This is a genomic window from Enterococcus sp. DIV0802b (genome assembly GCF_050543535.1).
In the GTDB taxonomy this organism is placed as follows: domain Bacteria; phylum Bacillota; class Bacilli; order Lactobacillales; family Enterococcaceae; genus Enterococcus_D; species Enterococcus_D entomosocium.
This window is the reverse complement of the sequence record NZ_CP172941.1, coordinates 2121287-2145725: the sequence shown is the minus strand read 5'-3', so window position 1 is coordinate 2145725 and position 24439 is coordinate 2121287. Positions and strand designations below refer to the sequence as shown.

Below are 24439 nucleotides of genomic sequence, written 5' to 3'. Positions count from 1 at the left end.
AATGGAAAGCAATTTTTACCTAATGGAAAGAAAGTAGGAGAATCATGTCTCTAGAGAACGAAACGATTATTTCATTTCAGAATGTGACCAAGCAATACCCAAATGGGGTATTAGGTTTGAAGGACTTAAACATCGATATCAAAAAAGGGGAATTTGTCATCGTAGTGGGTTTATCAGGAGCAGGAAAATCAACGATGCTGCGCTCCATCAATCGACTGCACGAGATCACGAGTGGCGAGATTTTAATCGATAGCAAGTCGATCACAAAAGCAAAAGGAAGAGAGTTGCGCTTGATTCGTCGAGACATTGGCATGATTTTCCAAAGCTTTAATTTGGTGAAACGTTCGAGTGTCTTGCGAAATGTCTTAACTGGGCGAGTAGCTTATCACCCAACGATCAAAATGTTGCTTGGTTTGTTCCCGCAAGCGGATAAAGAGCTGGCTTATCAATCGCTGCAGCGGGTCAATTTAGCAGAAAAAGTCTATACTCGAGCCGATGAATTGTCTGGCGGTCAGCAGCAGCGGGTTTCGATTGCCCGTGCTTTGACGCAAGAGCCGAAGATTATTTTAGCGGATGAACCGGTTGCTTCCTTAGATCCTTTAACCACTGAAAAAGTCATGAATGACTTAAAACGGATCAATCAAGATCTGGGCATCACTATCGTAGTCAATTTACATTCTGTCCAATTGGCAAGAGAATACGGCACACGGATCATCGGGTTACGAGATGGGGGCTTGGTTTTTGATGGCCCTGTCAGTGAAGCGACCGATCAGCGATTGAAACAGATTTATGGTAGCGAGATCATGGAAGAGCAGGAAGGGGCAGGACAATGACGACAAATACGTTGCCGAAACGCAGCGGACTATGGAAAAATGTTCTGTGGCTCGTCATTTTTTTAGTGGTATTGTTCGTTAGCGGCTCTATTTCTGGCGTTGATTTGGCACGGTTCTTTAGCAACAGCAGTCAAATGAATGTCATTTTACAAAAGATGGCTCATCCTGATTGGGCATATGCCAAAATCATTGTTGAGCCGATTTTGCAAACCATCCAAATGGCGATCATCGGCACAACCTTTGGTGCACTGGCGGCCTTTCCGTTTTCACTTTTAGCAGCACGAAATATCATGACGAATCATTGGATCAGCGGTTGTTTCCGTTTTGTTTTAAATATCATTCGGACAGTACCTGATTTGATGCTGGCGGCTTTATTTGTTGCCATTGTCGGAATCGGTCCCGTTGCCGGGGTGATCTCCATCTCTGTGTTTTCTTTTGGGATGATCACCAAATTGTTTTATGAATCGATTGAAACGATTGATGAAGGTCCGATCGAAGCAATCACGGCTTCTGGAGGATCGAAGTTTGACATCATCCGCTATGCAGTCGTACCGCAAGTCATGAGCCATTTTCTTAGTTACTTGCTTTATGCCTTTGAGATCAATGTGCGGGCATCGACGATTCTTGGGTATATCGGCGCAGGCGGAATCGGTGTTTTCTTACAACGATCTTTAAGCCAATTTCGATATGACCAGACGTCGATTATCGTCTTAGTGATTTTTGCAGTTGTTTTGGTGATTGATACCATCAGTAATAGATTAAGGGAGCGATTGTTATGATGTTGCCAGCAGAACCGAAAAAGAAAAAAATACGGAATTGGCTGATCGCAGTAGTCGTTATCCTCCTTTATATTTGGGCTTTTGCTGGCGTGCCTTTTGCGGGTGTTAAAGAAAATGTCGGTCAAATTGTCGGCTCAATCTTTTATGGCCTGATCCATCCTGATTGGGGCTATGTTTATACCGGTGATGGCGAAGATTTGATCAGTTTGATGATCGAAACCGTTGCGATCGCCTTTGTGGGTACGTTTTTATCCTCAATATTAAGTATTCCTTTTGCCTTTTGGGCGGCGCGCAGCAAAAACAGCCCTCGCTGGCTATCAGGTTTCGGTAAAATCGTGCTGACGGCGATTCGAACGTTTCCAGAAATCGTCTTAGCGATCATGTTCATCAAAACAGTGGGTCCCGGATCCTTTGCTGGTGTTTTGGCAGTTAGTGTCCATTCCATTGGGATGTTGGCGAAACTCTATAGCGAAGCGATCGAGAACATGGATCACGGTCCTTCAGAATCGGTCGTTAGTGCGGGAGGAAATCGTTGGGATGTGTTAGGCTTTGCGACATTGCCACAATTGATTCCAGAATTTCTTTCTTTTACCTTGTATCGTTTTGAACTGGCTGTCCGTTCAGCTTCGATCTTAGGGATCGTAGGGGCAGGTGGGATCGGTACGCCGATGATCTTTGCCATCAATGCGCGATCATGGAGCCGTGTAGGAATCATTTTATTAGGGATCGTTGTGACGGTCACGATCATTGATTTTATTTCTGGGCGCTTGCGTAAACGATTGGTTTAATAAAATGAGGTGCGTACTCGAAAAAACACAGTCTGCATAGGCTGTGTTTTTTTGCAGCGGATAGGCGGATGTCGTTTAAGACAGGTTTCGTGAAACTTGTTATACTGGATTCATAGAAAATGAACCCAAACAAGGAGGCTGTTTTATGAAAGCATTATTGATCGTCAATCCAAGTTCTGGTGGGGAACAAGCGAAAGAATTTGAGGAGATGGCAGAAGAAAAGCTGCGGGAAGCTTTTTCAGAAGTCGTTGTCAAACATACCGAAAAAGAAGGAGATGCTACACGTTTTGCCTCTGAGGCAGCAGCAGAATTTGACAGTGTCTTCGCAATGGGCGGTGATGGTACCGTCAATGAAGCGGTCAATGGCTTAGCTCCTCATGACAAACGACCAAATTTCGGTTTCTTCCCGCTGGGCACAGTAAATGATTTAGCCAGAGCATTAGCGATTCCACTAGATCCCAAGGAAGCCATCGAATCATTTGCAGTGGATCACACCCGCAAAATCGATATTGGGCAGGTTAATCAAGACTATTTTACCAATGTAGTGGCGATTGGTATGATTCCAGCGGCGATCAACAATGTGGAAGTTGAAGAAAAAACCAAGCTGGGAAAAATGGCCTATTTTGTTTCTGGTCTACGGGAAGTGCGGAAAAATGAAAGTCATCCGTTTGAAGTGACCGCCGAAAATAATGGCGAAAAAACGACGATCGCTGTGGAAAGCAGTACGATGATCGTTGGTTCATCCAATACGATCGGCGGTTTCGAATCTCTTTTGCCTAAAGCGAGTACCGATGACGGCAAATTACATCTGATCTACTTAAAGGATACGAATCTTTGGGAAACTGTCAAAAGCGTGCCTGAGCTTCTCAAAGGAGTTACGGAATCAAATGATGTTCTTGGTTATCAAACTTTTGATAAAGCAACGATTCGTTTGACGGATGGGGCAACGATCGAAACGAATGTCGATGGTGATCCAGGGCCGGAATTGCCAATCACAGTAGCGGTGCTGCCGCAACATCTTACCGTGTATTGCGGAGTTGAAAAAGCCCGTTAAATCATTCATAACTAGGAAACGATCCGTCAAAAGCGGATTGTTTTTTTTATTCAGAAAGAGTATACTGGGAAAAAATTTACTGAAAGAAGGGGTTCTATGACGATACGTTCTGCCACGATTGCAGATGCCCAAGCCTTGACAGCAATCTATGCTTATTATGTAGAAAATACACCGATTACCTTTGAAACGGAGGTGCCATCGGTTCAAGAATTCGCGGAACGCATCGCCAAGACCTTGAAACGCTACCCGTATCTCGTTGCAGAAGAGGCTGGTGAAATTGTCGGTTATGCCTATGCGTCAGCCTATAAAGAACGGGCGGCGTATGATTGGACCGTTGAAGTAACCGTTTATTTAGCGCCGGATGCCAAAGCAAAAGGGCTCGGCACCGCTCTTTATCAAGGGCTTGAAGAAAAACTAAAAGCGCAAAACGTGGTCAATCTGACTGCGTGTATTACAGGAGGCAATCAACAAAGCGAGGCTTTTCATGAGAAGCTTGGGTATCGGAAAGTTGCTGATTTTTCGCATGTCGGCTATAAGTTCAATCAATGGCACGATGTGATTTGGATGCAAAAAGAACTGCAACGATTTCCAGACCAGGTGCCAACGTTCATTCCCAATGAAAAAGCCTAACACATCCTGACTTTTGAATATCTTTTTTTGGCAAAATGCTTTATGCTGAGAGTAGCATGTGAAAGGACGTTCTATTGTTCTTTCGAACAAAGTATTTTGCTTTTTCTGTGTGGAAAAAAAGTTGCTTTTTTATAGAAAAATGAGTAAAGTATTCAAGTGGAAAAAACAAGGAGGCGAAGCTGTTGGGCAAGCGAATCGAACGGATTTATCAATATATCGTCGAAAATACGATGAGCGGCTTAGGGGAAAAGAAGGGGTTGTCTACTTCAGAAGTTGCCGATCATTTAGCCATTCAGCGCAGTAATGCCAGTAAGGATTTAAATAAGCTTGTTAAAGAAGGGCGCGTCGAAAAAAGCGACTCGCGGCCTGTTCGTTATTGGGCGGCAGGGGTCGATCCCAGCAGTAAGGAAAAGTATGTCCCAAGCTACAAAGAAAGTCGCCCGCAAAGAGAAAAAGCCTTCCCTCAACGAGTACAAGGAAAACCCTCTGACCGAGATATTTTTGCGACGATCATCGGTGCCAACGGAAGTATGAAAAACGCTGTTGAGCAGGCGAAAGCAGCGATCTTGTATCCGCCGAAAGGGCTAAACTGCTTGATCACAGGGCCTACTGGTTCTGGGAAAACGTACTTTGCCCATGCGATGTTCCAGTTTGCCAAAAGCAATCAAGTAATTGCCGATGACAAAGAATTGATCGTCTTTAACTGTGCGGACTATGCAAATAACCCAGAGCTTTTGATGAGCCATTTGTTTGGTTATGTACGGGGGGCATTTACGGGTGCCGATCAAGAGAAGATTGGTATTATTGATCAAGCGGATGAGAGTATGTTGTTTCTCGATGAGATCCATCGATTACCGCCAGAAGGGCAAGAAATGATTTTTTACTTTATGGATCATGGAACCTTTAGCCGTCTAGGAGAGACGGGCAAAAATCATCAAGCGAATGTCCGAATCGTTGGTGCTACTACCGAAGACCCCAACTCAACGCTATTAGATACCTTTACCCGACGCATTCCCATCAATATTCAACTGCCCTTTTTTGAGAAACGACCCGCATCAGAAAAAGTCGATCTCGTTCGGGTATTAGTCGGGCAAGAGGCGACCCGTATTCAGCGGACGATCTCCTTGACAGAAGATGTGGTCAAAGCGTTGATCGGCAGTGTCAGTTTTGGGAATATCGGTCAATTGAAATCCAATGTCCAGCTAGTCTGTGCACGGGGCTTTTTGAATCATATGCAACAAGATGAGATTGAAATCGATTTGATCGATTTGCCAGAAGGGATTCGTTCAGGATTGATCGTTTTGGGGAATCGCCGCAATGAGCTGGCAGAGCTCTCTAAGATCCTTGAACCGAAGATCAGCATTCAACCGAATCAAAACTTAAACAATATTCAATCAGATTCCTATGAATTGCCTTATAATCTTTACGATATTATCGGCGACAAGGCTGCTCTGCTAAAAGCAGATGGGTTAGATCAAGAAGCGATCAATCATTTTATCTCAACAGATATCAATGTTCACTTAAAGTCTTTTTATAAAGATCACGGGTTTTCCTTTAACTCGGTCAATAAACTAAGTGAATTTGTCGATCAGAAAGTGATCAGTGTAACAAATCAAATCTATGAGCTGGTTCGACAACGCTTAAATTATGATTTTCAGCAAAATTTCATCTATGCCATGAGCTTACACATCAGCTCGTTTTTGAAAAAAATCCATTTGGGAGAAGAACGACAAACCAACGACAATATTCGTCAGATGGTAGCTGATTATCCTCAAGAGTTTGAAGTCGCCAAAGAAGTCCGCGATTTTATTGGTGATAGTTTCCAAGTGGCGATTCCTGAGAGCGAATCTTATTATTTAGCGGTTCTTCTGGTTTCTCTTAGAACCTCTCATTCCTCTGGGAAAATCGGCGTCGTCGTTGCAGCCCACGGCAACAGCACAGCCAGTAGCATGGTACAAGTGGTCAAACAATTGCTGGAAGTCGATCAAGTGACAGCGGTGGACATGCCGTTAGATATGCCCCCGGCTGTGGCGTTGAAAAAAATCGTGGATAGTGTACGGGCAGTCAATGATGGCAGTGGGGTGATCCTTTTAGTCGATATGGGGTCCTTAGCGACCTTTAATAATGAAATCCAACGAGAAACGGGTGTGGCTGTTCGAACAGTCGATATGGTGACCACCTCCATCGTCCTAGAGACGGTCCGTAAAGCGTCAGTGATCGGCACGGACCTCGATCAGCTCTATGATTCATTACGGAAGTTCCGCGGGTATGGAGCGGTCACTGTGGAAGAACCAGTGACACAAAACCACCATCCTAAAGCGATTCTAGCGGTCTGCGCTTCGGGAAAGGGAACGGCGCAGCGCATCAAAGAATTGATCCAAAGCTCATTGTCAAAACGTCAAAACCAAAATGTCGAAGTGGTGACGTTATCGGTGGCGGATCTGAGGACGGACTTGGATCAGATTCAACAGCGCTACCGTCTGATTGCCGCAACAGGGATCATCGATCCCCATATCGACGCACCGTTTATTTCATTAGAACGTTTTATTGATCAAGATGTTGATCTACTGTTGGATGATATCCTATTAGAGAATGATTTGAGTTTTGAAGATGAAGTACAGCTAGATGATCGGCAGGCGAAAGAAATCTGTGTCCGGTATTTAGAGGAAAACTTTACCTATGTCAATGCGAAAAAAGTAGTAGAGCCGTTGTGGAAATTTGGCGAAGAGATCATTCACGATTTGGATTTGGTAGGGGCGCAGCAAGGCTTTCAGATCAATTTTGTGATGCATGGCGCAGGTATGCTGGAGCGGATCTTACTGCGGCAGCCATTGACTGTTTCTGAAATTGATTTAACAGCGATGGAGGAGAATCCGCTTTATGGCCAATTGCATGTGCATGTCCAATCGTTTTCACGCTTGATGAATATCGAAGTGCCTAAGACTGAAGAGTACTATCTGCTAGAGCTGATCAAAAACCATCACGAAAAAGAAATGTATTTTTAAATCTTACAAATAATACAGATACACTAAAAAAGATACAGTATTTTTTAGTGTATCTTTTTTAGTGTATTATCTGAATGCTGATTCTTAAGGTTTTTTCAAGAATAGTGTATCGGAAAAACTTGGCACGCTTCTTGCTTCTATATAAGTGGATACAGGAGGTGATTGAAAAAAGAACAGATCCTCAATATGAAAAGCGGATCGATGGATGTAGGAGGCTTGCACAATGGGAATGGATATACGTCTTGCCCGAATCGACGATCGGTTGATTCATGGTCAGGTCGCCACAGCTTGGTCGAAAATGACTGGTATCAATCGAATCATCGTGGTCAGTGATGAAGTCGCAAATGACCAATTACGAAAGTTTCTCTTGAAAGAAGCTGCTCCACCAGGGATCAAATCCAATGTGGTGACAGTAGCGAAAATGCTTGAGGTGGCGCATAACACATTATTTAATACGCAAAAAGTCATGTTATTATTTACCAACCCTCAAGATGTCGTGACTCTGGTTAAAGGAGGCATTGACATTCGTTCCGTCAATATCGGCGGTATGAGTTTTTCAATGGGAAAACGAATGATCACTAATTTCGTGTCAGTCAATGATCAAGATCTTGCTTCATTGCTTTACTTGCAAAACCAAGGCATTGAAGTGGAGATACGCAAAGTTCCAGCTGATCGTAAAATCTTTTTGAAGGATATTTTGGAAAAAGAAGGTAGTCACCCTTAGTTTTTCGATGTTGTTTTTTCTTTCGTATTCGTGTCACATTTTTCAATTTTGATATAGGAGGTAAAAAGATGGTAGGAATTATCCTAGCAAGTCATGGAGAATTTGCTAACGGCATTTTGCAATCTGGTTCAATGATCTTCGGCGAACAAGAAAATGTTAAAGCTGTTACATTGATGCCAAGTGAAGGTCCAGATGACATCAAGGCAAAAATGCAAGAAGCAATTGCTACATTTGACGATCAAGAAGAAGTATTATTCTTAGTTGATCTTTGGGGTGGTACTCCTTTCAACCAAGCGAACAGCTTGTTTGAAGATCACAAAGACAAATGGGCAATCGTTGCTGGTATGAATTTACCAATGGTGATCGAAGCCTATGCTTCACGTTTTTCAATGAATACAGCGCATGAAATTGCTGCGCATATCGTTGAAACAGCTAAAGAAGGGGTCAAGGTCAAACCAGAAGAACTTGAACCAGAAGAAGCTTCAGCACCAAAAGCAGTGCAAGACGATCAACCTAAAGGATCACTTCCTCCGGGAACTGTTCTAGGCGATGGCAAAATCAAAATCGTACTTGCTCGTGTCGATTCACGTTTGTTGCATGGTCAAGTTGCTACAGCTTGGACAAAATCAGTGAATCCATCTCGGATCATCGTTGTTTCTGACGCGGTGGCAAAAGATGACTTGCGTAAAAAACTGATCGAACAAGCAGCTCCTCCAGGAGTAAAAGCGAACGTCATTCCAGTGGACAAAATGATTGAAGTTTCTAAAGACCCTCGTTTCGGGAATACGAAAGCTTTACTATTATTTGAAAACCCACAAGATGTATTACGTGCTGTTGAAGGTGGCGTTGATATTACTGAAGTGAACGTTGGTTCAATGGCTCACTCTGTTGGGAAAGTTGTTGTAAGTAAAGTATTGTCGATGGGTACAGATGATGTGAATACATTTGAAGATTTGAAAGAACGCGGCATCAAATTCGATGTGCGTAAAGTACCAAATGACTCTCGAGACAACATGGACGAAATCTTACGCAAAGCCAAAAATGAATTGGCAAATAAATAGAAACGTATTCAACTAAATAGGAGGTCTATCATGACTATTATATCTATGGTATTAGTAGTACTCGTTGCCTTTTTAGCTGGTATGGAAGGGATCTTGGATGAATTCCAATTCCATCAACCGCTAATCGCGTGTACTTTGATCGGTTTAGTGACCGGTAATTTGGAAGCATGTATCATTTTGGGCGGATCATTACAAATGATCGCACTTGGATGGGCAAATATCGGTGCCGCTGTTGCACCTGATGCTGCATTGGCGTCTGTCGCATCTGCAATTATTTTAGTTTTAGGTGGACAAGGAACTGCTGGTGTTGATACAGCGATTGCCGTTGCGATCCCTCTAGCTGTTGCTGGGTTGTTCTTGACAATGATCGTTCGTACATTGGCTGTGCCAATCGTTCACTTTATGGATGCTGCTGCTGAAGAAGGCAACATTCGTAAAATCGAAATGTGGCACGTGATCGCTGTATGTATGCAAGGGGTTCGTATTGCGATTCCTGCAGCTGCATTGTTGGCTATCCCTGCTGCAACTGTTCAAAACTTCTTAGAATCAATGCCTGCATGGTTAACTGATGGTATGGCTATCGGTGGTGGTATGGTTGTTGCCGTTGGTTACGCAATGGTTATCAACATGATGGCAACTCGCGAAGTATGGCCATTCTTTATTATCGGTTTCGTAATCGCAGCTATCTCTCAATTGACATTGATCGCTATCGGTGCCTTGGCAGTAGCAATCGCATTGATCTACTTGAACCTAACTAAAATGGGCGGATCATCAAATGGAGGCGGCGGCAGCAACACTGGCGACCCTCTAGGCGATATCTTGAATGACTATTAGAATCGAAGGAGGAGAAAAAAATGGCAGAAAAAATTCAATTAAATAAAAAAGATCGTTTAGCCGTAGCATGGCGCTCTACCTTCATTCAAGGTTCATGGAACTATGAACGTATGCAAAATGGTGGTTGGGCATTCTCAATGATTCCAGCAATCAAAAAATTATACAAAACAAAAGAAGACCGTGCCGCTGCTTTGAAGCGTCACTTAGAATTCTTTAATACTCACCCATATATCGCATCACCAATCTTAGGTGTAACTTTAGCGTTAGAAGAAGAACGTGCCAATGGTGCGCCTGTCGATGACGTAGCGATCCAAGGGGTAAAAGTTGGGATGATGGGTCCTTTAGCCGGTGTCGGTGACCCTGTGTTCTGGTTTACTGTACGTCCGATGTTAGGTGCATTAGGTGCTTCTCTTGCTTTAGGCGGAAACATCTTAGGCCCAATCATCTTCTTCGTTGCTTGGAACATCATCCGTTGGGCATTTATGTGGTACACACAAGAATTCGGCTACCGTGCTGGTTCTAAAATCACAGATGACCTTTCAGGTGGTTTGCTACAAGATGTAACAAAAGGTGCTTCTATTTTAGGGATGTTCGTATTAGGGTCACTTGTTCAACGTTGGGTATCGATTTCCTTTGCACCAGTTGTCTCAAGCGTACCGCTTGATGAAGGTGCTTATGTCGACTGGGCGAACTTGCCTTCTGGTTCAGCTGGTTTGCAACAAGCCTTCCAACAAGTAGCTGAAGGCCGTGCATTGACTGATACAAAAGTAACAACATTGCAAAACAACTTGGATCAATTGATTCCTGGTTTAGCTGCACTATTGCTTACTTTGTTATGTATGTGGTTATTGAAGAAAAAAGTTTCTCCAATCGTCATTATTATCGGTCTATTCTTAGTCGGTATCGGTGGACACTTGATCGGATTGTTATAATCTTTTCAATGATAGGTGCTTGGGGAGACCCAAGCATCTTTTTATTTATTCGCCAAACATGCCGCAAACACGTATAATAGGTAACGATAAGACGATATAGAATGGAGTAAGCGCAAATGGTACAATCCCTTAATACAAAAGTTGATTTGACGATCGATGCTACGTCTTTTTTAGGTATCAATGAATACGGCAAAATAATGATCGGCGATAATGCCTTTGAGTTTTATAATGATCGTGACAAACGCAAGTTTATTCAAATTCCTTGGGAAGATGTCGACTATGTGATCGCTTCGGTCTTGTTCAAAGGACGCTGGATCCCACGGTATGCGATTCGGACCAAAAAGAATGGGACATATACCTTCTCATCAAAAGAACCAAAAAAAGTTCTGCGGGCAATTCGCGAATACGTTGACCCAGATCATATGGTCCATTCTCTTGGCTTTTTCGATATCTTGAAACGGGCAATTACCCGTAGAAAATAACAAGAGAGCATATGTTTTTCCAATTGATTCTCAATATGTTACCCTTTTTATAAGAAAGTTTAGGAGGGGTTATTATGCACTTTTTATGGACATTGATCGTGGGAGCGGTCATCGGTTCAATCGGTGGCGCCATCGCAGGAGAAAAACGCGGTTGCATTTTTGATATCGTGGCAGGACTTGTGGGCGCATCAATCGGACAAGGCTTATTCGGCACTTGGGGACCGCAAGTGGCAGGAATGGCAATCGTGCCAGCAATCATTGGGGCAGTCATTTTCGTGGCTGTCGTATCATTCTTTTTGGGACGTAAAAGATAATTATCAAAGAAGCAATCCGTTGATTGGGTTGCTTTTTTTGTGGATTAAAGTTATCTAGAAAAGAACAACGAGAGAGCCAACTAGAGTCTTTTTAAAACACCATTCTTTAGGTTCGTATTGTTTGATTTTTTAGAAAACTTTTCGCTTACTTTCCGCTTTTTCTGGAAGTTTGTTATAATACTATCGTATAGAACAAGAAAGTAGGGAACGATACATGTTAAGAGTTGAAAAATTACGTGAAGCAATGAGAAAAGATTCGATTGATGGGTTCTTGATCACCAGCCCATACAATTTGCGTTACTTGACAAACTTTACTGGTACAACTGGTTTAGCAGTCATTACGTTGGACAAAGCTTTTTTTGTAACAGATTTCCGATATACAGAGCAAGCAGCTGCCCAAGCCCAAGGATTTGAGATCGTAAAAAATAGTGGACCGATTTTTGAAGAAGTTGCAACTATCTGCCAAAAGGAAGAAATCAATGTCTTAGCATTTGAAGAAAGTTTCGTCAGCTTTGCTGAATACTCCGTCTTAGAAGACTTGATTGAGGAATCCTCATTAGCTCCTGTATCTGGTATGATCGAGGCATTGCGGGAAGTCAAAGATGAGGAAGAAATCGCATTGATCCAACAAGCCTGCCATATCGCCGATCAAGGGTTCGAACATATTTTGAAAATGATCCGCCCAGGGATGACCGAAATCGAAGTGGCGAATCAGTTAGATTTCTTTATGCGTTCATTAGGTGCCACAAGCGTATCTTTTGAAACGATCGTGGCCAGTGGTCTTCGTTCAGCAATGCCCCATGGGGTTGCCAGTGAAAAAGTGATTGAACAAGGCGATCTGATCACGTTAGACTTTGGCTGTTACTATCAAGGCTATGTGTCTGATATGACCAGAACTTTTGCTGTGGGGGATCCTGGCGATAAATTGAAAGAAATCTATCAAATCGTGCTAGAAGCACAAGAAAAAGTCTTGGCAGCAGCAAAACCTGGAATGACCGGAATTGAGCTAGATGCGATCGCCCGGGATCACATAGCTTCCTTTGGCTACGGGGATGCTTTTGGTCATTCAACAGGCCATGGGATTGGTTTAGAAATCCACGAAGGACCAAATGTCTCCTTCCGTGCTGATAAAGCATTTGTTGTCGGAAACGTCATTACAGATGAACCAGGCATCTATCTTCCAGGAATTGGCGGCGTTCGTATCGAGGATGATCTTTTGATCACTGAAACTGGTAATAAAGTGTTGACACATTCACCGAAAGAATTGATCATTCTCTGATTCATCGACCTTGTTTTTCAGAAAATTCATTGAGAATAGTGGGTTATTATAGATTCTCAGTGCAGAAAATGATAAACTTAGAGCGAGAAGAAACACTGTGCCATGGATGTTATTGATTGAATCAAGCGCTGGCTTGCTTCAAACGGAAAAAACGAGCGATTTTTTTACAAACAATACGGTACAGCTGTTTAGAATGGAGGCAAAAACGTATGAATGAAGATAAAAACCTTGTATTAAATGCAAGTCCTGAATTAGGCGAAATCGTCATCGCGCCAGAAGTGATCGAGATCATTATTGGGATCGCTGCTTCTAAAGTGGAAGGTGTCTATGGGATGCGAGGAACACTGGCAAACAGTGTCACTGAATTACTAGGCCGCGCAGCTCATGGCAAAGGAGTCTACTTAACGATCGATGAAACAGGGATCAAAGTGGATATCTACTGCTATATCACTTATGGGATGTCAGTGCCTAAAGTGGCAATGGAGATCCAAGAACGGGTCAAACAGCAAGTCTTATTTATGACAGATGTGCAACTGGCTGAAGTAAATGTTCATGTTGTGGCAGTCGTGCCAGAAAAAGTAGATTTACCAGACATCGAAGAATTATTTGGAAACGACGAGGAAGAAAATGAGTAAAGAATTATCACGGCATGAAATACGGAAAATGGCGTTACAAGCTTTATTTCCACTAGACTTTAACAAAGATTTAACGAAACAAGATGCCATCATGCATGCCATCGAGTTGGAACACCATGAATTGATTGATGAAGAACAAGAGCATTTTGTCCCTGTTTATTTAGATCAATTAGTGGCAGGTGTCTGTCATTACAAAGAAGCCTTGGATGAAGTCATTCAAAGTCATCTAAAAGCCGGTTGGAAAATCCAGCGTTTATCAAAAATGGACGTGACGATTTTACGAATCGCTTTGTATGAAATGATCTATGTGGATAATGTGCCGAATCGTGTGGCTTTGAATGAAGCGATCGAATTAGCGAAAACCTTTAGTGACGATCAGTCAAGAAAGTTTGTCAACGGTATTTTATCGACAGTCAATCAAGAGCTAGAAACAAAAAACAACCAAGTAAGTGAGTAGTTTTCAGCCTTAACACTATCGAACAAAAGAAAACAGCCTTTATTCGATCGAGGCAGAAACCGAACGATTTATGAGCAACCGCCTTGTTTTGACGGTCCTGCTTGATCGTTCGGTTTTTTTGCATACACTTTGTCGGTTTGACCTCGTTTTTTCCGAAAAAAGGGAGCCTTAGACGGTGTTTTTCTTTTCAGAAAATGCTATGATAGAAAACATGAAGAAGCAGATCGACAAACGATTGTTGCGTTTCTTTTTACAAAATAAGTCAGTATAATCAGGTTGGAGGAGTTGTCAGAATGGGTACATTGATCAATGGAAAAGAATTGGCTGAAAAAATGCAAGCGGCGTTTCTTTCAGAGACAGCAACACTAAAAGAGCAGGGTGTGACACCGGGATTAGTTGTTTTACTTGTTGGAGAAGACAAAGCAAGCCAGACTTATGTGAAAAATAAAGAACTAGCTGCGGCGAAAATCGGCATCAATTCCCGTGTTGCCCGCTATCCTGAATCCATTACTGAGGCAGAATTATTAGCAGAAATCGAACAGTTCAATAACGATGATGCCTTTCACGGCATTTTGGTTCAACTTCCTTTGCCAAAACATATCAATGAAGAAAAAGTGCTGTTAGCCATCAAACCGGAAAAAGATGTCGACGGTTTTCATCCAATCAATTTAGGAAAATTATTTGCCGGTGTACCTGACCGAATTCCTTGTACCCCTTATGGCATCATGAAAATGTTTGCTGCGTATGGGATCGAATTGGAAGGGAAAAATGCTTTAGTTATCGGCCGCAGCAACATTGTCGGAAAACCGATGGCGCACTTGCTCTTAGGGGCAAATGCCACCGTGACTATTGCTCATTCAAAAACCAAAAATCTGCCTGAGTTAGCGAAGCAAGCGGACATTTTAGTCGTGGCGATCGGCCGCGGTCATTTTGTCACAAAAGACTTCGTAAAAGAAGGGGCCGTGGTGATCGATGTAGGAATGAATCGGGATGCCAATGGCAAGTTGATCGGCGATGTGAAATTTGATGAAGTCGAACCGATCGCTAGCTATATCACCCCGGTACCTAGAGGTGTAGGACCAATGACGATCACGATGTTGATGGCCCAAACGATCGAGGCAGCAAAGGAGACAATGAAAAACTAAATGGCGCAAGAATATTTAACGGTGACCGCATTAACAAAATATATCAAGCGTAAGTTTGACGTCGATCCGTATTTAGAGCGGGTTTATTTGACGGGGGAGATCTCTAATTTTCGTCGTCGCCCCAATCACCAATACTTTAGTTTAAAGGATGATGGTGCAAAAATTTCGACCGTCATGTTCAAGGGCGCTTTTGACAAGCTGCGCTTTCAACCAGAAGAGGGCATGAAAGTCATGGCGGTTGGACGTATCACCTTGTATGAGGCAAGCGGAAATTACCAGATGGTGATCGATCACATGGAACCAGACGGTGTCGGTGCCCTTTATCAAGCCTATGAACAATTAAAGCAGAAATTGGCAGCGGAAGGATTATTTTCTGCACCGAAGCAGTCGTTGCCGAAATACCCGAAACGCATCGCAGTCTTGACCAGTCCTAGTGGGGCGGTGATCAGAGATATCATCACGACGACCCAGCGGCGTTATCCCATTGCTCAGATCGTTTTGTATCCAACCGTGGTACAAGGCAACAAAGCCGCGGATGATGTGGTGAAAAATATCCAACGAGTCGAAGCCGATGGTACCTTTGATACTATGATCATCGGACGTGGGGGTGGGTCGATTGAGGACCTCTGGCCTTTCAATGAAGAACGAGTGGCAAGAGCCATTTTTGACGCAAAAACCCCCGTTATTTCTTCAGTGGGGCATGAAACTGATACGACAATTGCCGATTTAGTGGCGGATGTGCGGGCGGCAACTCCGACCGCAGCTGCCGAATTAGCAGTGCCCGTCCTATCAGAAGAGATTTTGCGGATCGAAGAAAGACAAGCCCGATTAGAGCAAGCTTTTATGCACCAGATCCAGTACAAACAAGAACGCTATCAGCGAGTGATTGGATCATATGTTTTTCGACAACCAGAGCGCTTGTATGAGGCACAGTCCATCAAACTCGATCAGTTGCAGCAGCGGATGCAGCAAGGTCTGCAAACCTTGCTTTATGACAAGGATCGCCATGCACAGCAATTGATTTCACGTTTAGCACAACAACAACCAAAAGCGCGATTGCAAGCTAGTAACCAAGAGGTCAGTTATCTTTCCCAACGCTTAATGAAAGCTATGAAAGATATTTATGCAGCAAAAGAAAATCAATTTGCAAATGCAGTCCAATCTCTTGATTTGCTAAGCCCACTGAAAATCATGGGTCGGGGCTACAGCTATACCACGAAAAATGAGCAGGTGATCAAATCGATTGATACGATCGAGCCAGAAGACCAGCTGACGATCCATTACCAAGATGGCCAAGCACTTGTCGAAGTTATTAGTACAGAAGGAGTTAATCATGGCAAATCCAATATTTGAAGAATCATTACAAGAATTAGAACAAATTGTAACCCGTTTGGAACAAGGGGATGTTCCCTTAGAAGAGGCACTAGATGCTTTTCAAAAAGGGATGGTTTTGAGTAAGCAATGCAAGGACACTTTGAGTAAAGCAGAAAAGTCCTTAACAAAAATGATGACAGAATCTAACGAAGAAGTGCCTTTTGAAGAGGAAAACCAATGAGTGCTTTAACAGAATTCACAAAAGAACACGCCCCATTGATTGAAGAAGTCATGGAGCGCTTTGTCAAAGAACACACCTCTGATCAACGATTGTTTAAAAGCATGCAGTATTCGATCCAAGCTGGCGGCAAACGTATTCGCCCGCTTTTATTGGCAGCAACAGTCGCCGCTTTTCACAAACCCGTCAATACCGCGGTGTACCAGTGTGCGGCAGCCCTAGAAATGGTGCATACGTATTCGCTGATCCATGATGATCTTCCAGCAATGGACAACGATGATCTGCGTCGAGGCAAACCTACCAACCATAAGGTTTTTGGTGAAGCTTTAGCGATTTTAGCTGGAGATGGTCTTTTGACGGCTGCATTTCAATTAGTCGCTATGGCGGAGATCGAAGCCAATCAAAAAGTCTTGCTGCTGCAGCAATTGAGTAAAGCGGCGGGAACACAAGGCATGGTCGCCGGCCAAGCAGCTGATATTCAAGGAGAAAACCAAGCCCTTAGTCTTGAGGAACTGATGTCCATTCATGAACGGAAAACTGGAGAATTGATCCGCTTTGCGGTGATTGCTGGAGGTGTCTTAGCCGACCAGACGGAAGAAGTTCTGCATGAATTGGATCGCTTTGCCCAGCATATTGGGTTAGCCTTTCAAATTCGCGACGATCTGCTGGATGCCACTAGTACGACCGAAGAGCTAGGCAAAGTTGTCCGTCGAGATGACGAATTGGCGAAAAGTACCTATCCTGCTTTACTTGGCTTAGCAGGCGCGCAGCAAGCCTTGACAGAAGAATTAGGCAAGGCCAAAGAAATTCTGGCGCAATTAAGTCAATACGGTCAATTTACGCCGGATGTTTTATTGGCATTTGTGGAACGATTTGAGATTCGAGGGAACGCATGAAGAAAGAACGAGTAGATGTTTTAGCTGTCCAGCAAGGCCTGTTTGAGACCCGAGAGCAAGCCAAACGGGGAGTGATGGCTGGATTGGTGTACAAAGAAAAAAATAATGAGCGCCTAGATAAGCCGGGAGAAAAAATTGCCGCAGATACACTGCTGCAGATCAAAGGCAAAAAGCTGCCTTATGTTTCTCGTGGTGGTCTCAAGTTAGAAAAAGCACTCAAAGTCTTTGATTTTGACGTAACCGATAAAATCATGTTAGACATCGGCGCATCCACCGGTGGTTTTACTGATGCGGCATTGCAAAATGGTGCCAAAAAAAGCTATGCATTGGATGTCGGTTACAATCAGTTAGCCTGGAAGCTGCGGCAAGATGAGCGAGTGATCGTAATGGAGCGGGTCAACTTCCGTTATGCAAAACCAACTGATTTTTTAGACGGTCTTCCAGATGCCGCTACGATCGATGTTTCTTTTATTTCACTTAAACTGATTTTACCCCCGCTGTATGATATTTTGGTAGCGGATGGCGAAGTGATGGCGCTGATTAAACCGCAATTTGAAGCGGGCAAAGAAGCAGTCGGGAAAAATGGGATCGTTCGTGATCCCAGAACCCATGAACGAGTTTTGGAGGAAGTACTAGCATTTGCTAAGAAAACAAATTTCGATGTCTTAAACCTAAGTTTTTCACCAATCACTGGTGGCGAAGGGAATATCGAGTTTATCGTACATTTAAAGAAAAGCCTGCAAGAAGGTACCGCAGCAGGGATCGATATCCCGAAAGTTGTTGCATCAGCACATGAGACCTTTCATCAACCAAAATAAAGAATGGAAGAGAGTGGACATTTTACTTGTCGGCTCTCTTTCTTTCTTGCGCAAAATAGGATAAAATTAGTAGGAATTCATTCAGGAGGAACAAGAGATGAGAAAAAAAGAACGGCATCGCTTGATTACACGATTGTTAAGTGAACAAGATATTCAGAAACAAGAAGATTTTGTCGAGTTGTTAAAAGATCGCGGCGTCTCAGTCACACAAGCAACAATATCAAGAGATATCAAGGAATTGAAGTTAGTAAAAGTTCCTTCCCAAAAAGGTGGCTATCGCTACAGTATCCCACAAGAGACAACGGAAGACGTGAGTGGTAAACTAGATAAAATCCTAAAAACGGCTTTTGTTTCTGTCGATCGAATGGACAAATTTGTGATCCTGCGCACACTGCCAGGTAATGCCTCGGCTTTGGCGAATTTAATCGATAAACGTTATGCCAAGGAATTATTTGGCACGTTAAACGATGATGACAACGTCTTGATGATCACTAGAACAGAAGCAGATACCGAGAACCTATTCAGGGATTTCCAACGTTACGTTTAGAAGAGGAGGCAAGGGATGCTTTTAGAATTGTCGATCCAAAATTTTGCGATTATTTCCAACTTGCACTTATCTTTCCATGAGGGAATGACGGCACTGACAGGTGAGACAGGTGCCGGGAAATCAATTATTATCGATGCGATGGGTTTGCTAGCAGGCGGTAGAGGTTCCAGCGACTATTTGCGTCAAGGAGCAGAGAAATGCCGTTTAGAAGGGATCTTCGAATGGCCGAATCAGCAGGAGTTCAAAGACTTGACCGCAGATTTAGGTATTGATGAAGAAGAAGTTTTGATCGTACAACGAGATATCTCTCAATCGGGGAAAAATATTTGTCGTGTCAATGGTCGAACCGTTACCTTGTCGGTTTTGCGTCAAATCGGTTTATTCTTGGTCGATATCCAAGGACAAAATGAGCATCAAGAGCTGCTGCAGCCAGAAAAACATTTGACCTTGATGGATGGGTTTGGGGATGATAGCTTTAAAGCGGAGCTTGCGGATTACCGTCAAGCCTATCAAAGCTATCGCTCTTTAGAAAAACACGTCAGGACCATTCAAGAAAATGAACAGCTGTATGTCCAGCGAATGGACATGTTGCGTTTTCAACAAGAAGAAATCGCCCAAGCAGAATTGATGGAAAATGAAGAAGAACTGCTGATCGATGAACGAGAAAAACTGACCAATTATCAAAAAATCGTGGATGCTCTAGGGCAAAGCTATGGTGCCTTATCTGCCGAAGAAGTCAATAGCCTAGATGGAGTCAGTGTAGCTTTATCCGAGATCCAGTCAATCGCCCATCTTGATCCGGCTTACGAAAAAATCAGTGAAGTGATCCAAAGTGCGTATTACTTGTTGCAAGATGCAGCTACTGATATTTCGCGGCAAGTCGACAATCTTGAATTAGATGAAGGCCGACTGGAAGAAGTCATTTCGCGGCTGGAAACGATTCGTCAATTGAAGCGCAAATACGGGGAGTCGATTCCTGTGATTCTTGCTTACTATGATGAGATCAGTAAAGAAATCAGCGAGTCTGCCTATACAGAAGGTCAGTTGGAGCAATTAGAAGAAGAGCTTGCCCAAAAAGCTGAAGCAGTTTGGCAGCTGGCGGAAGCCTTGCACGTCAAACGACGTGAACTGGCTCATCGTTTAGAAAAAGAAATCGTTCAAGAGTTAAAAGAGCTGTATATGGAGCACGCACAATTTGAAGTACGGTTTGCACCTGGCTCAAAACAATTGAGTAGCAGCGGATTTGACACCGTAGAATTTTATTTGACCACAAATCCTGGTGAAGGCATGAAGCCGTTGGTGCGGGTTGCTTCTGGGGGAGAACTTTCACGGATCTTACTGGCCCTCAAATCAATTTTCTCTCGGAAACAAGGAATCACCAGTATTGTTTTTGACGAAGTTGATACTGGGGTTAGTGGCCGAGTAGCCCAAGCAATTGCTGAAAAAATCGCCAAGATCGCAGCCAATTCGCAAGTTTTGTGTATCACTCACTTGCCGCAAGTAGCTGCTGTAGCGGATAATCAATATTTTATTGAAAAAGCAATCCAAGAAGGACGGACAGAAACCCACGTCCGTAAACTATCTAAAGAAGAACGGGTGGCAGAGATCGCCCGTATGCTCTCAGGTGCAGAAATCACCGATTTAACGATCGAACATGCACGAGAACTATTGGCACTTGCACACCGATAAAAATTGGGAAACATTCGTAGAAAGATTCAGGAGATGATGGACCAGCAAGTTTCGTCTGCCATCCTTTCCTGATCTTCTTTTTTGCAGGAGGATATGATGAGAAAAAGAACAAAAGTTTTGATTGGTGTATTGGTCACCGTTGTTATTTTAACTATTGCCGGTTGGATCGGTTGGCAACAACTACACTACCCAGCAGTTGATGCTGCAGTCACAGCTGCGAAAGAGGCAGAAGATGAGGGGAATGCCCTTTATTTTGTTGGAGATGAAGAAAAGCCATTGGTTATTTTCTATCCCGGCGCCCTTGTCGATGCGGAAAGCTATAGTGTATGGGCAGCAGGTTTAGCGGAAAAAGGCTATCCTGTCGCGATCGTTAAAATGCCCTTTAACATGGCTGTTTTATCAGGCAATCGTGCAGAAGAGGTCTTGAAAGAAATTCCCCATAACTCCTATGTCATTGGTGGTCATTCATTAGGTGGGGTAATGGCGAGCCGTTTTGCAGCGAATCAATTGGCTGCAAACGACAAGGATTTAAAAGGGGTCTTTTTCTTCGCAAGCTATCCCGATGAAAAAGGGTCTTTGGCTGATCAGTCGATTTCTGTGCTATCGTTGACAGGGAGTCAAGATCAGGTGGTCAATCAAGAAAATTGGCAAGCTGCCCGCAGCTTCCTTCCAGAATCTACCACGTTCCAAACGATCGAAGGCGGCAATCATGCTGGCTTTGGTACCTATGGGTTACAAAAAGGAGAAGCCGCCGCTGATTTATCAAATGAAGCGCAGCAAAAAGCCATCGTTGTGCAGATGGCTGCGTGGCTAAGTGAATTAGAGTAAAAAAAGACGGCAGAAGATGCATAGAAATGCTTCTTTCTGCCGTTTCGATTCAACAGACATTTTGGGGAAATGTTGATGAAATCGTGAAAACGCTGAACATAACAACATATTGTACTTGATTGGGGAAGCAAGATTAATAATTATGTTCTTTTAAAATACGTTTCCTCTCACAGTATAGCATAGCATACCTTCTGGATGCACGTAATTTAATTAAGAAATTCTGTCATTTTTTTTACGAAACAGTTATTTTGAAAAAGAAAAAAAGCGTTTTAAATAAACGAACGGACGCTGTTCCAGAAAAAAAAGCAAATAATAATTTTCATTAAATTCAACTAATGGTAAAATGAAAATAATTGATTTTTAAGATCAATGACTTACGAAAGTACAAGGAGCGTTATGATGAAAAAATTTAAACTTCTAAGTCCTATTATCGGATTGGTTATTTTACTCTCAGGATGTGCAAGCTGGGCAGATAGAGGAGAATCGATCACCGCAGTCGGTTCCTCTGCTTTGCAGCCGCTAGTAGAAACAGTTGCAGAAGAATTTCAAAACTCAAATCCAGGACGGTTCATCAATGTCCAAGGAGGCGGAAGCGGAACCGGACTAAGTCAAGTCCAAGCCGGTGCAGTCGATATCGGAAATTCTGATTTGTTTGCGGAAGAAAAGCCAGGAATCGATGCTGATGCCCTTGTTGATCATCGGGTGGCAACGGTGGGAATCACACCAATCGTTAACAAAGGAGTTGGTATCACAGACATTTCCACAGAAGATCTAAAAAATATCTTCTTAGGAAAGATCACCAATTGGAGCGAAGTCGGTGGAAATGATCTGCCGATCGTTTTATTGAACCGGGCGACAGGTAGTGGTACGAGAAGCACGTTTGAAAAATGGATCATGGATGGCGAAACCGCTATTCCTTCTCAAGAGCAAGATTCTAGTGGGATGGTACGCTCGATCGTTTCTGATACACCAGGGGCTATTAGCTACGTTGCATTTTCTTATGTGACTGATGAAGTCAATGTCCTTTCAATTGATGGCGTTGAACCTACGATTGAAAATGTGACGACGAATGATTGGAAAGTTTGGGCGTATGAGCATATGTATACAAAAGGAGAACCAACCGGATTAACTGCTGAGTTTTTAGAATATATGCTTTCTGACGAAGTCCAAGAGCATATCGTTGGGGATCTAGGCTATATTCCAATTTCCATCATGCAGGTGGAAAGAGACTGGGAAGGCAACATTGTTGAATAATCTTTACACAAAATTTACACAAGCTTTAACAGAAATTGATGTTGAACCGATAAACTAATGGTTATGAGTTTAGTTTGATTTTTGAGGAGGAACCCTCGTGGAAAATGTAAAAGAAGTGTTAACAAAAAAATCTAAGCGCGCAAGAATGGAACAAAGAGGAAAACTAATCAGTTTTCTTTGTATCGCGTTGATTGTTTTGGTTGTGATCTCCATTTTTTATTTCGTTGCTAGCCGAGGATTAGCGACATTCTTTGTAGACAAAGTCAATGTGTTTGACTTTTTGTTTGGTACCCAATGGAATCCGAGTGCTGTGGGACCTGATGGACAACCGTTAGTTGGTGCCTTGCCGATGATTCTAGGATCGTTCTTCGTAACGTTCTTATCAGCGATCGTGGCAACACCTTTTGCCATCGGTGCAGCCGTCTTTATGGTAGAAATCTCACCTCGTAATGGAGAGAAGATCTTGCAGCCGGTCATCGAACTTTTAGTCGGTATCCCTTCAGTTGTTTATGGATTCATCGGTTTGTCTGTCGTTGTACCAGCAGTCCGCTCCGTTTTTGGCGGTACTGGTTTTGGGATCTTGGCAGGGACGTTTGTCCTGTTTATCATGATCTTACCGACAGTGACTACGATGACTGTCGACGCTTTGCGGGCAGTTCCACGGCATTATCGTGAAGCTTCGTTAGCTTTAGGTGCGACTCGCTGGCAAACGATTTACAAAGTTGTTTTACGAGCAGCTGTTCCTGGTATTTTAACAGCGGTTGTTTTTGGAATGGCGCGGGCGTTTGGTGAAGCATTGGCGATTCAAATGGTTATTGGTAATGCGGCATTGATGCCAACTAGCTTAGTGACACCAGCTTCAACATTGACTTCTATCCTAACGATGGGTATCGGAAATACGATCATGGGGACAGTCCAAAATAATGTTTTATGGTCATTAGCCTTGATCTTGTTATTGATGTCCTTACTATTTAACATTGTTATTCGCTTTATTGGGAAGAAAGGAGCCTTGAAATAATGAATGCAAAACGTTCAGATAAAATTGCTACCGGCGTCTTGTATGCCGTTGCTGGAATCATTGTTTTGATTTTGGCTTCCTTATTACTGTACATTTTGGTTCGGGGGGTTCCTCACATTAGCTGGGAATTTCTGACCTCTTCTTCAAAAGCGTATCAAGAAGGCGGCGGGATCGGCATCCAATTGTTCAATTCCCTTTACTTGCTTTTAGTAACAATGATCATTAGCTTCCCGATTTCTTTAGGAGCGGGGATCTACTTATCAGAGTATGCAAAGAAAAACTGGTTAACGGATATCATTCGGACATCGATCGAGATTTTGAGCTCACTGCCTTCAGTGGTTGTCGGTCTCTTTGGTTTCTTAGTCTTTGTTATTCAGTTTGGTTATGGCTTTTCAATTATTTCTGGTGCCTTGGCATTGACCTTCTTCAATTTGCCACTATTGACGAGAAATGTAGAAGAATCACTTCAAGCGATTCATTACACGCAACGTGAAGCAGGCTTGTCTCTTGGGTTGTCACGTTGGGAAACGGTCACACGCATCATTGTTCCAGAAGCAACACCAGGGATTTTGACTGGGGTCATTCTAAGTTCTGGTCGGATTTTTGGTGAAGCGGCAGCGCTGATCTATACTGCAGGACAAAGTGCACCGGCCCTTGATTTTACAAACTGGAATCCATTGAGTGTTTCCAGCCCGATCGGTCTTTTCCGACAAGCGGAGACGCTGGCAGTCCATATTTGGAAAATCAATACAGAGGGCACGATGCCTGATGGCGCACAAGTTTCAGCTGGAGCTTCGGCAGTATTGATCATTGCCGTCTTGCTATTTAACTTTGGCGCCCGTGCAGCTGGCAAACGGTTGTACAAGAAAATGACGTCAGCATAAG

General features: G+C 43.2%; 26 protein-coding genes. All 26 read left to right on the top strand.

What is annotated here, in order from left to right; translation table 11 throughout:
• Positions 1-44 precede the first annotated feature (44 nt).
• Complete coding sequence (gene phnC, locus IGJ12_RS10175; RefSeq protein ID WP_430618973.1) at positions 45-833, top strand: phosphonate ABC transporter ATP-binding protein; 789 nt, start codon at positions 45-47, stop codon at positions 831-833.
• Positions 830-1612: a phosphonate ABC transporter, permease protein PhnE gene (gene phnE / locus IGJ12_RS10170; protein WP_005235330.1), complete on the top strand. Its 783-nt coding sequence runs from the start codon at positions 830-832 to the stop codon at positions 1610-1612. The genes phnC and phnE (IGJ12_RS10170) overlap by 4 nt, the downstream gene beginning before the upstream one ends.
• On the top strand, positions 1609-2400 hold the full coding sequence (gene phnE, locus IGJ12_RS10165) for a phosphonate ABC transporter, permease protein PhnE (protein WP_008378503.1): 792 nt from the start codon (positions 1609-1611) through the stop codon (positions 2398-2400). Before phnE (IGJ12_RS10170) ends, phnE (IGJ12_RS10165) begins: the two co-directional genes overlap by 4 nt.
• A gap of 145 nt (positions 2401-2545) precedes the next feature.
• Positions 2546-3454, top strand: a complete 909-nt coding sequence (locus IGJ12_RS10160) for a diacylglycerol/lipid kinase family protein (RefSeq protein WP_008378502.1) — start codon at positions 2546-2548, stop codon at positions 3452-3454.
• Between the two features lie 96 nt (positions 3455-3550).
• Entirely contained in the window at positions 3551-4084 is a 534-nt protein-coding gene (locus tag IGJ12_RS10155) for a GNAT family N-acetyltransferase (RefSeq protein WP_008378501.1), read from the top strand.
• Between the two features lie 230 nt (positions 4085-4314).
• Entirely contained in the window at positions 4315-7089 is a 2775-nt protein-coding gene (locus tag IGJ12_RS10150; RefSeq protein WP_430601627.1) for a sigma-54-dependent transcriptional regulator, read from the top strand.
• Positions 7090-7318: 229 nt separating this feature from the next.
• Positions 7319-7813 carry a PTS system mannose/fructose/N-acetylgalactosamine-transporter subunit IIB gene (locus IGJ12_RS10145; RefSeq protein ID WP_026008065.1) on the top strand — a complete coding sequence of 165 codons (495 nt, stop codon included), beginning with the start codon at positions 7319-7321 and terminating at the stop codon, positions 7811-7813.
• A gap of 68 nt (positions 7814-7881) precedes the next feature.
• Positions 7882-8874, top strand: a complete 993-nt coding sequence (locus IGJ12_RS10140) for a mannose/fructose/sorbose PTS transporter subunit IIA (RefSeq protein ID WP_008378493.1) — start codon at positions 7882-7884, stop codon at positions 8872-8874.
• Between the two features lie 30 nt (positions 8875-8904).
• Positions 8905-9708: a PTS mannose/fructose/sorbose transporter subunit IIC gene (locus IGJ12_RS10135; protein ID WP_008378492.1), complete on the top strand. Its 804-nt coding sequence runs from the start codon at positions 8905-8907 to the stop codon at positions 9706-9708.
• 20 nt (positions 9709-9728) lie between these two features.
• Complete coding sequence (locus tag IGJ12_RS10130) at positions 9729-10640, top strand: PTS system mannose/fructose/sorbose family transporter subunit IID (protein ID WP_005235347.1); 912 nt, start codon at positions 9729-9731, stop codon at positions 10638-10640.
• Positions 10641-10756: 116 nt separating this feature from the next.
• Complete coding sequence (locus IGJ12_RS10125; RefSeq protein ID WP_005235348.1) at positions 10757-11122, top strand: DUF956 family protein; 366 nt, start codon at positions 10757-10759, stop codon at positions 11120-11122.
• A gap of 74 nt (positions 11123-11196) precedes the next feature.
• The gene (locus IGJ12_RS10120) at positions 11197-11436 is read left to right on the top strand and encodes a GlsB/YeaQ/YmgE family stress response membrane protein (RefSeq protein ID WP_005225767.1); all 240 of its coding nucleotides are present in this window, start codon (positions 11197-11199) and stop codon (positions 11434-11436) included.
• A gap of 214 nt (positions 11437-11650) precedes the next feature.
• Positions 11651-12715, top strand: a complete 1065-nt coding sequence (locus IGJ12_RS10115; protein ID WP_005235349.1) for a M24 family metallopeptidase — start codon at positions 11651-11653, stop codon at positions 12713-12715.
• A 209-nt stretch (positions 12716-12924) separates the two neighbouring features.
• The gene (locus IGJ12_RS10110; protein ID WP_005225770.1) at positions 12925-13350 is read left to right on the top strand and encodes an Asp23/Gls24 family envelope stress response protein; all 426 of its coding nucleotides are present in this window, start codon (positions 12925-12927) and stop codon (positions 13348-13350) included.
• Positions 13343-13807: a transcription antitermination factor NusB gene (nusB, locus tag IGJ12_RS10105; RefSeq protein WP_005235350.1), complete on the top strand. Its 465-nt coding sequence runs from the start codon at positions 13343-13345 to the stop codon at positions 13805-13807. The genes IGJ12_RS10110 and nusB overlap by 8 nt, the downstream gene beginning before the upstream one ends.
• A 293-nt stretch (positions 13808-14100) precedes the next feature.
• Positions 14101-14952, top strand: a complete 852-nt coding sequence (locus tag IGJ12_RS10100) for a bifunctional methylenetetrahydrofolate dehydrogenase/methenyltetrahydrofolate cyclohydrolase (protein WP_005235351.1) — start codon at positions 14101-14103, stop codon at positions 14950-14952.
• Positions 14953-16305: an exodeoxyribonuclease VII large subunit gene (gene xseA / locus IGJ12_RS10095; RefSeq protein WP_005235354.1), complete on the top strand. Its 1353-nt coding sequence runs from the start codon at positions 14953-14955 to the stop codon at positions 16303-16305.
• Positions 16286-16507 carry an exodeoxyribonuclease VII small subunit gene (locus IGJ12_RS10090; RefSeq protein ID WP_086299366.1) on the top strand — a complete coding sequence of 74 codons (222 nt, stop codon included), beginning with the start codon at positions 16286-16288 and terminating at the stop codon, positions 16505-16507. The genes xseA and IGJ12_RS10090 overlap by 20 nt, the downstream gene beginning before the upstream one ends.
• Positions 16504-17400, top strand: coding sequence for a polyprenyl synthetase family protein (locus tag IGJ12_RS10085; RefSeq protein WP_005235358.1), 897 nt, complete (start codon positions 16504-16506; stop codon positions 17398-17400). Before IGJ12_RS10090 ends, IGJ12_RS10085 begins: the two co-directional genes overlap by 4 nt.
• Positions 17397-18218: a TlyA family RNA methyltransferase gene (locus IGJ12_RS10080; protein WP_005235360.1), complete on the top strand. Its 822-nt coding sequence runs from the start codon at positions 17397-17399 to the stop codon at positions 18216-18218. The genes IGJ12_RS10085 and IGJ12_RS10080 overlap by 4 nt, the downstream gene beginning before the upstream one ends.
• Positions 18219-18315: 97 nt before the next feature.
• Complete coding sequence (gene argR, locus IGJ12_RS10075) at positions 18316-18765, top strand: arginine repressor (protein ID WP_005235362.1); 450 nt, start codon at positions 18316-18318, stop codon at positions 18763-18765.
• Between the two features lie 15 nt (positions 18766-18780).
• The gene (gene recN, locus IGJ12_RS10070) at positions 18781-20454 is read left to right on the top strand and encodes a DNA repair protein RecN (protein ID WP_005235363.1); all 1674 of its coding nucleotides are present in this window, start codon (positions 18781-18783) and stop codon (positions 20452-20454) included.
• 96 nt (positions 20455-20550) lie between these two features.
• Positions 20551-21282: an alpha/beta hydrolase gene (locus IGJ12_RS10065; RefSeq protein ID WP_172634716.1), complete on the top strand. Its 732-nt coding sequence runs from the start codon at positions 20551-20553 to the stop codon at positions 21280-21282.
• 399 nt (positions 21283-21681) lie between these two features.
• Entirely contained in the window at positions 21682-22536 is an 855-nt protein-coding gene (locus IGJ12_RS10060) for a phosphate ABC transporter substrate-binding protein PstS (RefSeq protein WP_008378479.1), read from the top strand.
• A gap of 97 nt (positions 22537-22633) precedes the next feature.
• Entirely contained in the window at positions 22634-23554 is a 921-nt protein-coding gene (gene pstC / locus IGJ12_RS10055; protein WP_005235375.1) for a phosphate ABC transporter permease subunit PstC, read from the top strand.
• Positions 23554-24438, top strand: a complete 885-nt coding sequence (pstA, locus tag IGJ12_RS10050; RefSeq protein ID WP_008378478.1) for a phosphate ABC transporter permease PstA — start codon at positions 23554-23556, stop codon at positions 24436-24438. Before pstC ends, pstA begins: the two co-directional genes overlap by 1 nt.
• The last annotated feature ends 1 nt before the right edge of the window (position 24439 follow it).

Excerpts from the sequence above, each read along its gene's own strand:
- phnC (WP_430618973.1), top strand. The coding sequence starts at position 45 with ATGTCTCTAGAGAACGAAACGATTATTTCATTTCAGAATGTGACCAAG.
- phnE (WP_005235330.1), top strand. The coding sequence starts at position 830 with ATGACGACAAATACGTTGCCGAAACGCAGCGGACTATGGAAAAATGTT.
- phnE (WP_008378503.1), top strand. The coding sequence starts at position 1,609 with ATGATGTTGCCAGCAGAACCGAAAAAGAAAAAAATACGGAATTGGCTG.
- IGJ12_RS10160 (WP_008378502.1), top strand. The coding sequence starts at position 2,546 with ATGAAAGCATTATTGATCGTCAATCCAAGTTCTGGTGGGGAACAAGCG.
- IGJ12_RS10155 (WP_008378501.1), top strand. The coding sequence starts at position 3,551 with ATGACGATACGTTCTGCCACGATTGCAGATGCCCAAGCCTTGACAGCA.
- IGJ12_RS10150 (WP_430601627.1), top strand. The coding sequence starts at position 4,315 with ATGAGCGGCTTAGGGGAAAAGAAGGGGTTGTCTACTTCAGAAGTTGCC.
- IGJ12_RS10145 (WP_026008065.1), top strand. The coding sequence starts at position 7,319 with ATGGATATACGTCTTGCCCGAATCGACGATCGGTTGATTCATGGTCAG.
- IGJ12_RS10140 (WP_008378493.1), top strand. The coding sequence starts at position 7,882 with ATGGTAGGAATTATCCTAGCAAGTCATGGAGAATTTGCTAACGGCATT.
- IGJ12_RS10135 (WP_008378492.1), top strand. The coding sequence starts at position 8,905 with ATGACTATTATATCTATGGTATTAGTAGTACTCGTTGCCTTTTTAGCT.
- IGJ12_RS10130 (WP_005235347.1), top strand. The coding sequence starts at position 9,729 with ATGGCAGAAAAAATTCAATTAAATAAAAAAGATCGTTTAGCCGTAGCA.
- IGJ12_RS10125 (WP_005235348.1), top strand. The coding sequence starts at position 10,757 with ATGGTACAATCCCTTAATACAAAAGTTGATTTGACGATCGATGCTACG.
- IGJ12_RS10120 (WP_005225767.1), top strand. The coding sequence starts at position 11,197 with ATGCACTTTTTATGGACATTGATCGTGGGAGCGGTCATCGGTTCAATC.
- IGJ12_RS10115 (WP_005235349.1), top strand. The coding sequence starts at position 11,651 with ATGTTAAGAGTTGAAAAATTACGTGAAGCAATGAGAAAAGATTCGATT.
- IGJ12_RS10110 (WP_005225770.1), top strand. The coding sequence starts at position 12,925 with ATGAATGAAGATAAAAACCTTGTATTAAATGCAAGTCCTGAATTAGGC.
- nusB (WP_005235350.1), top strand. The coding sequence starts at position 13,343 with ATGAGTAAAGAATTATCACGGCATGAAATACGGAAAATGGCGTTACAA.
- IGJ12_RS10100 (WP_005235351.1), top strand. The coding sequence starts at position 14,101 with ATGGGTACATTGATCAATGGAAAAGAATTGGCTGAAAAAATGCAAGCG.
- xseA (WP_005235354.1), top strand. The coding sequence starts at position 14,953 with ATGGCGCAAGAATATTTAACGGTGACCGCATTAACAAAATATATCAAG.
- IGJ12_RS10090 (WP_086299366.1), top strand. The coding sequence starts at position 16,286 with ATGGCAAATCCAATATTTGAAGAATCATTACAAGAATTAGAACAAATT.
- IGJ12_RS10085 (WP_005235358.1), top strand. The coding sequence starts at position 16,504 with ATGAGTGCTTTAACAGAATTCACAAAAGAACACGCCCCATTGATTGAA.
- IGJ12_RS10080 (WP_005235360.1), top strand. The coding sequence starts at position 17,397 with ATGAAGAAAGAACGAGTAGATGTTTTAGCTGTCCAGCAAGGCCTGTTT.
- argR (WP_005235362.1), top strand. The coding sequence starts at position 18,316 with ATGAGAAAAAAAGAACGGCATCGCTTGATTACACGATTGTTAAGTGAA.
- recN (WP_005235363.1), top strand. The coding sequence starts at position 18,781 with ATGCTTTTAGAATTGTCGATCCAAAATTTTGCGATTATTTCCAACTTG.
- IGJ12_RS10065 (WP_172634716.1), top strand. The coding sequence starts at position 20,551 with ATGAGAAAAAGAACAAAAGTTTTGATTGGTGTATTGGTCACCGTTGTT.
- IGJ12_RS10060 (WP_008378479.1), top strand. The coding sequence starts at position 21,682 with ATGAAAAAATTTAAACTTCTAAGTCCTATTATCGGATTGGTTATTTTA.
- pstA (WP_008378478.1), top strand. The coding sequence starts at position 23,554 with ATGAATGCAAAACGTTCAGATAAAATTGCTACCGGCGTCTTGTATGCC.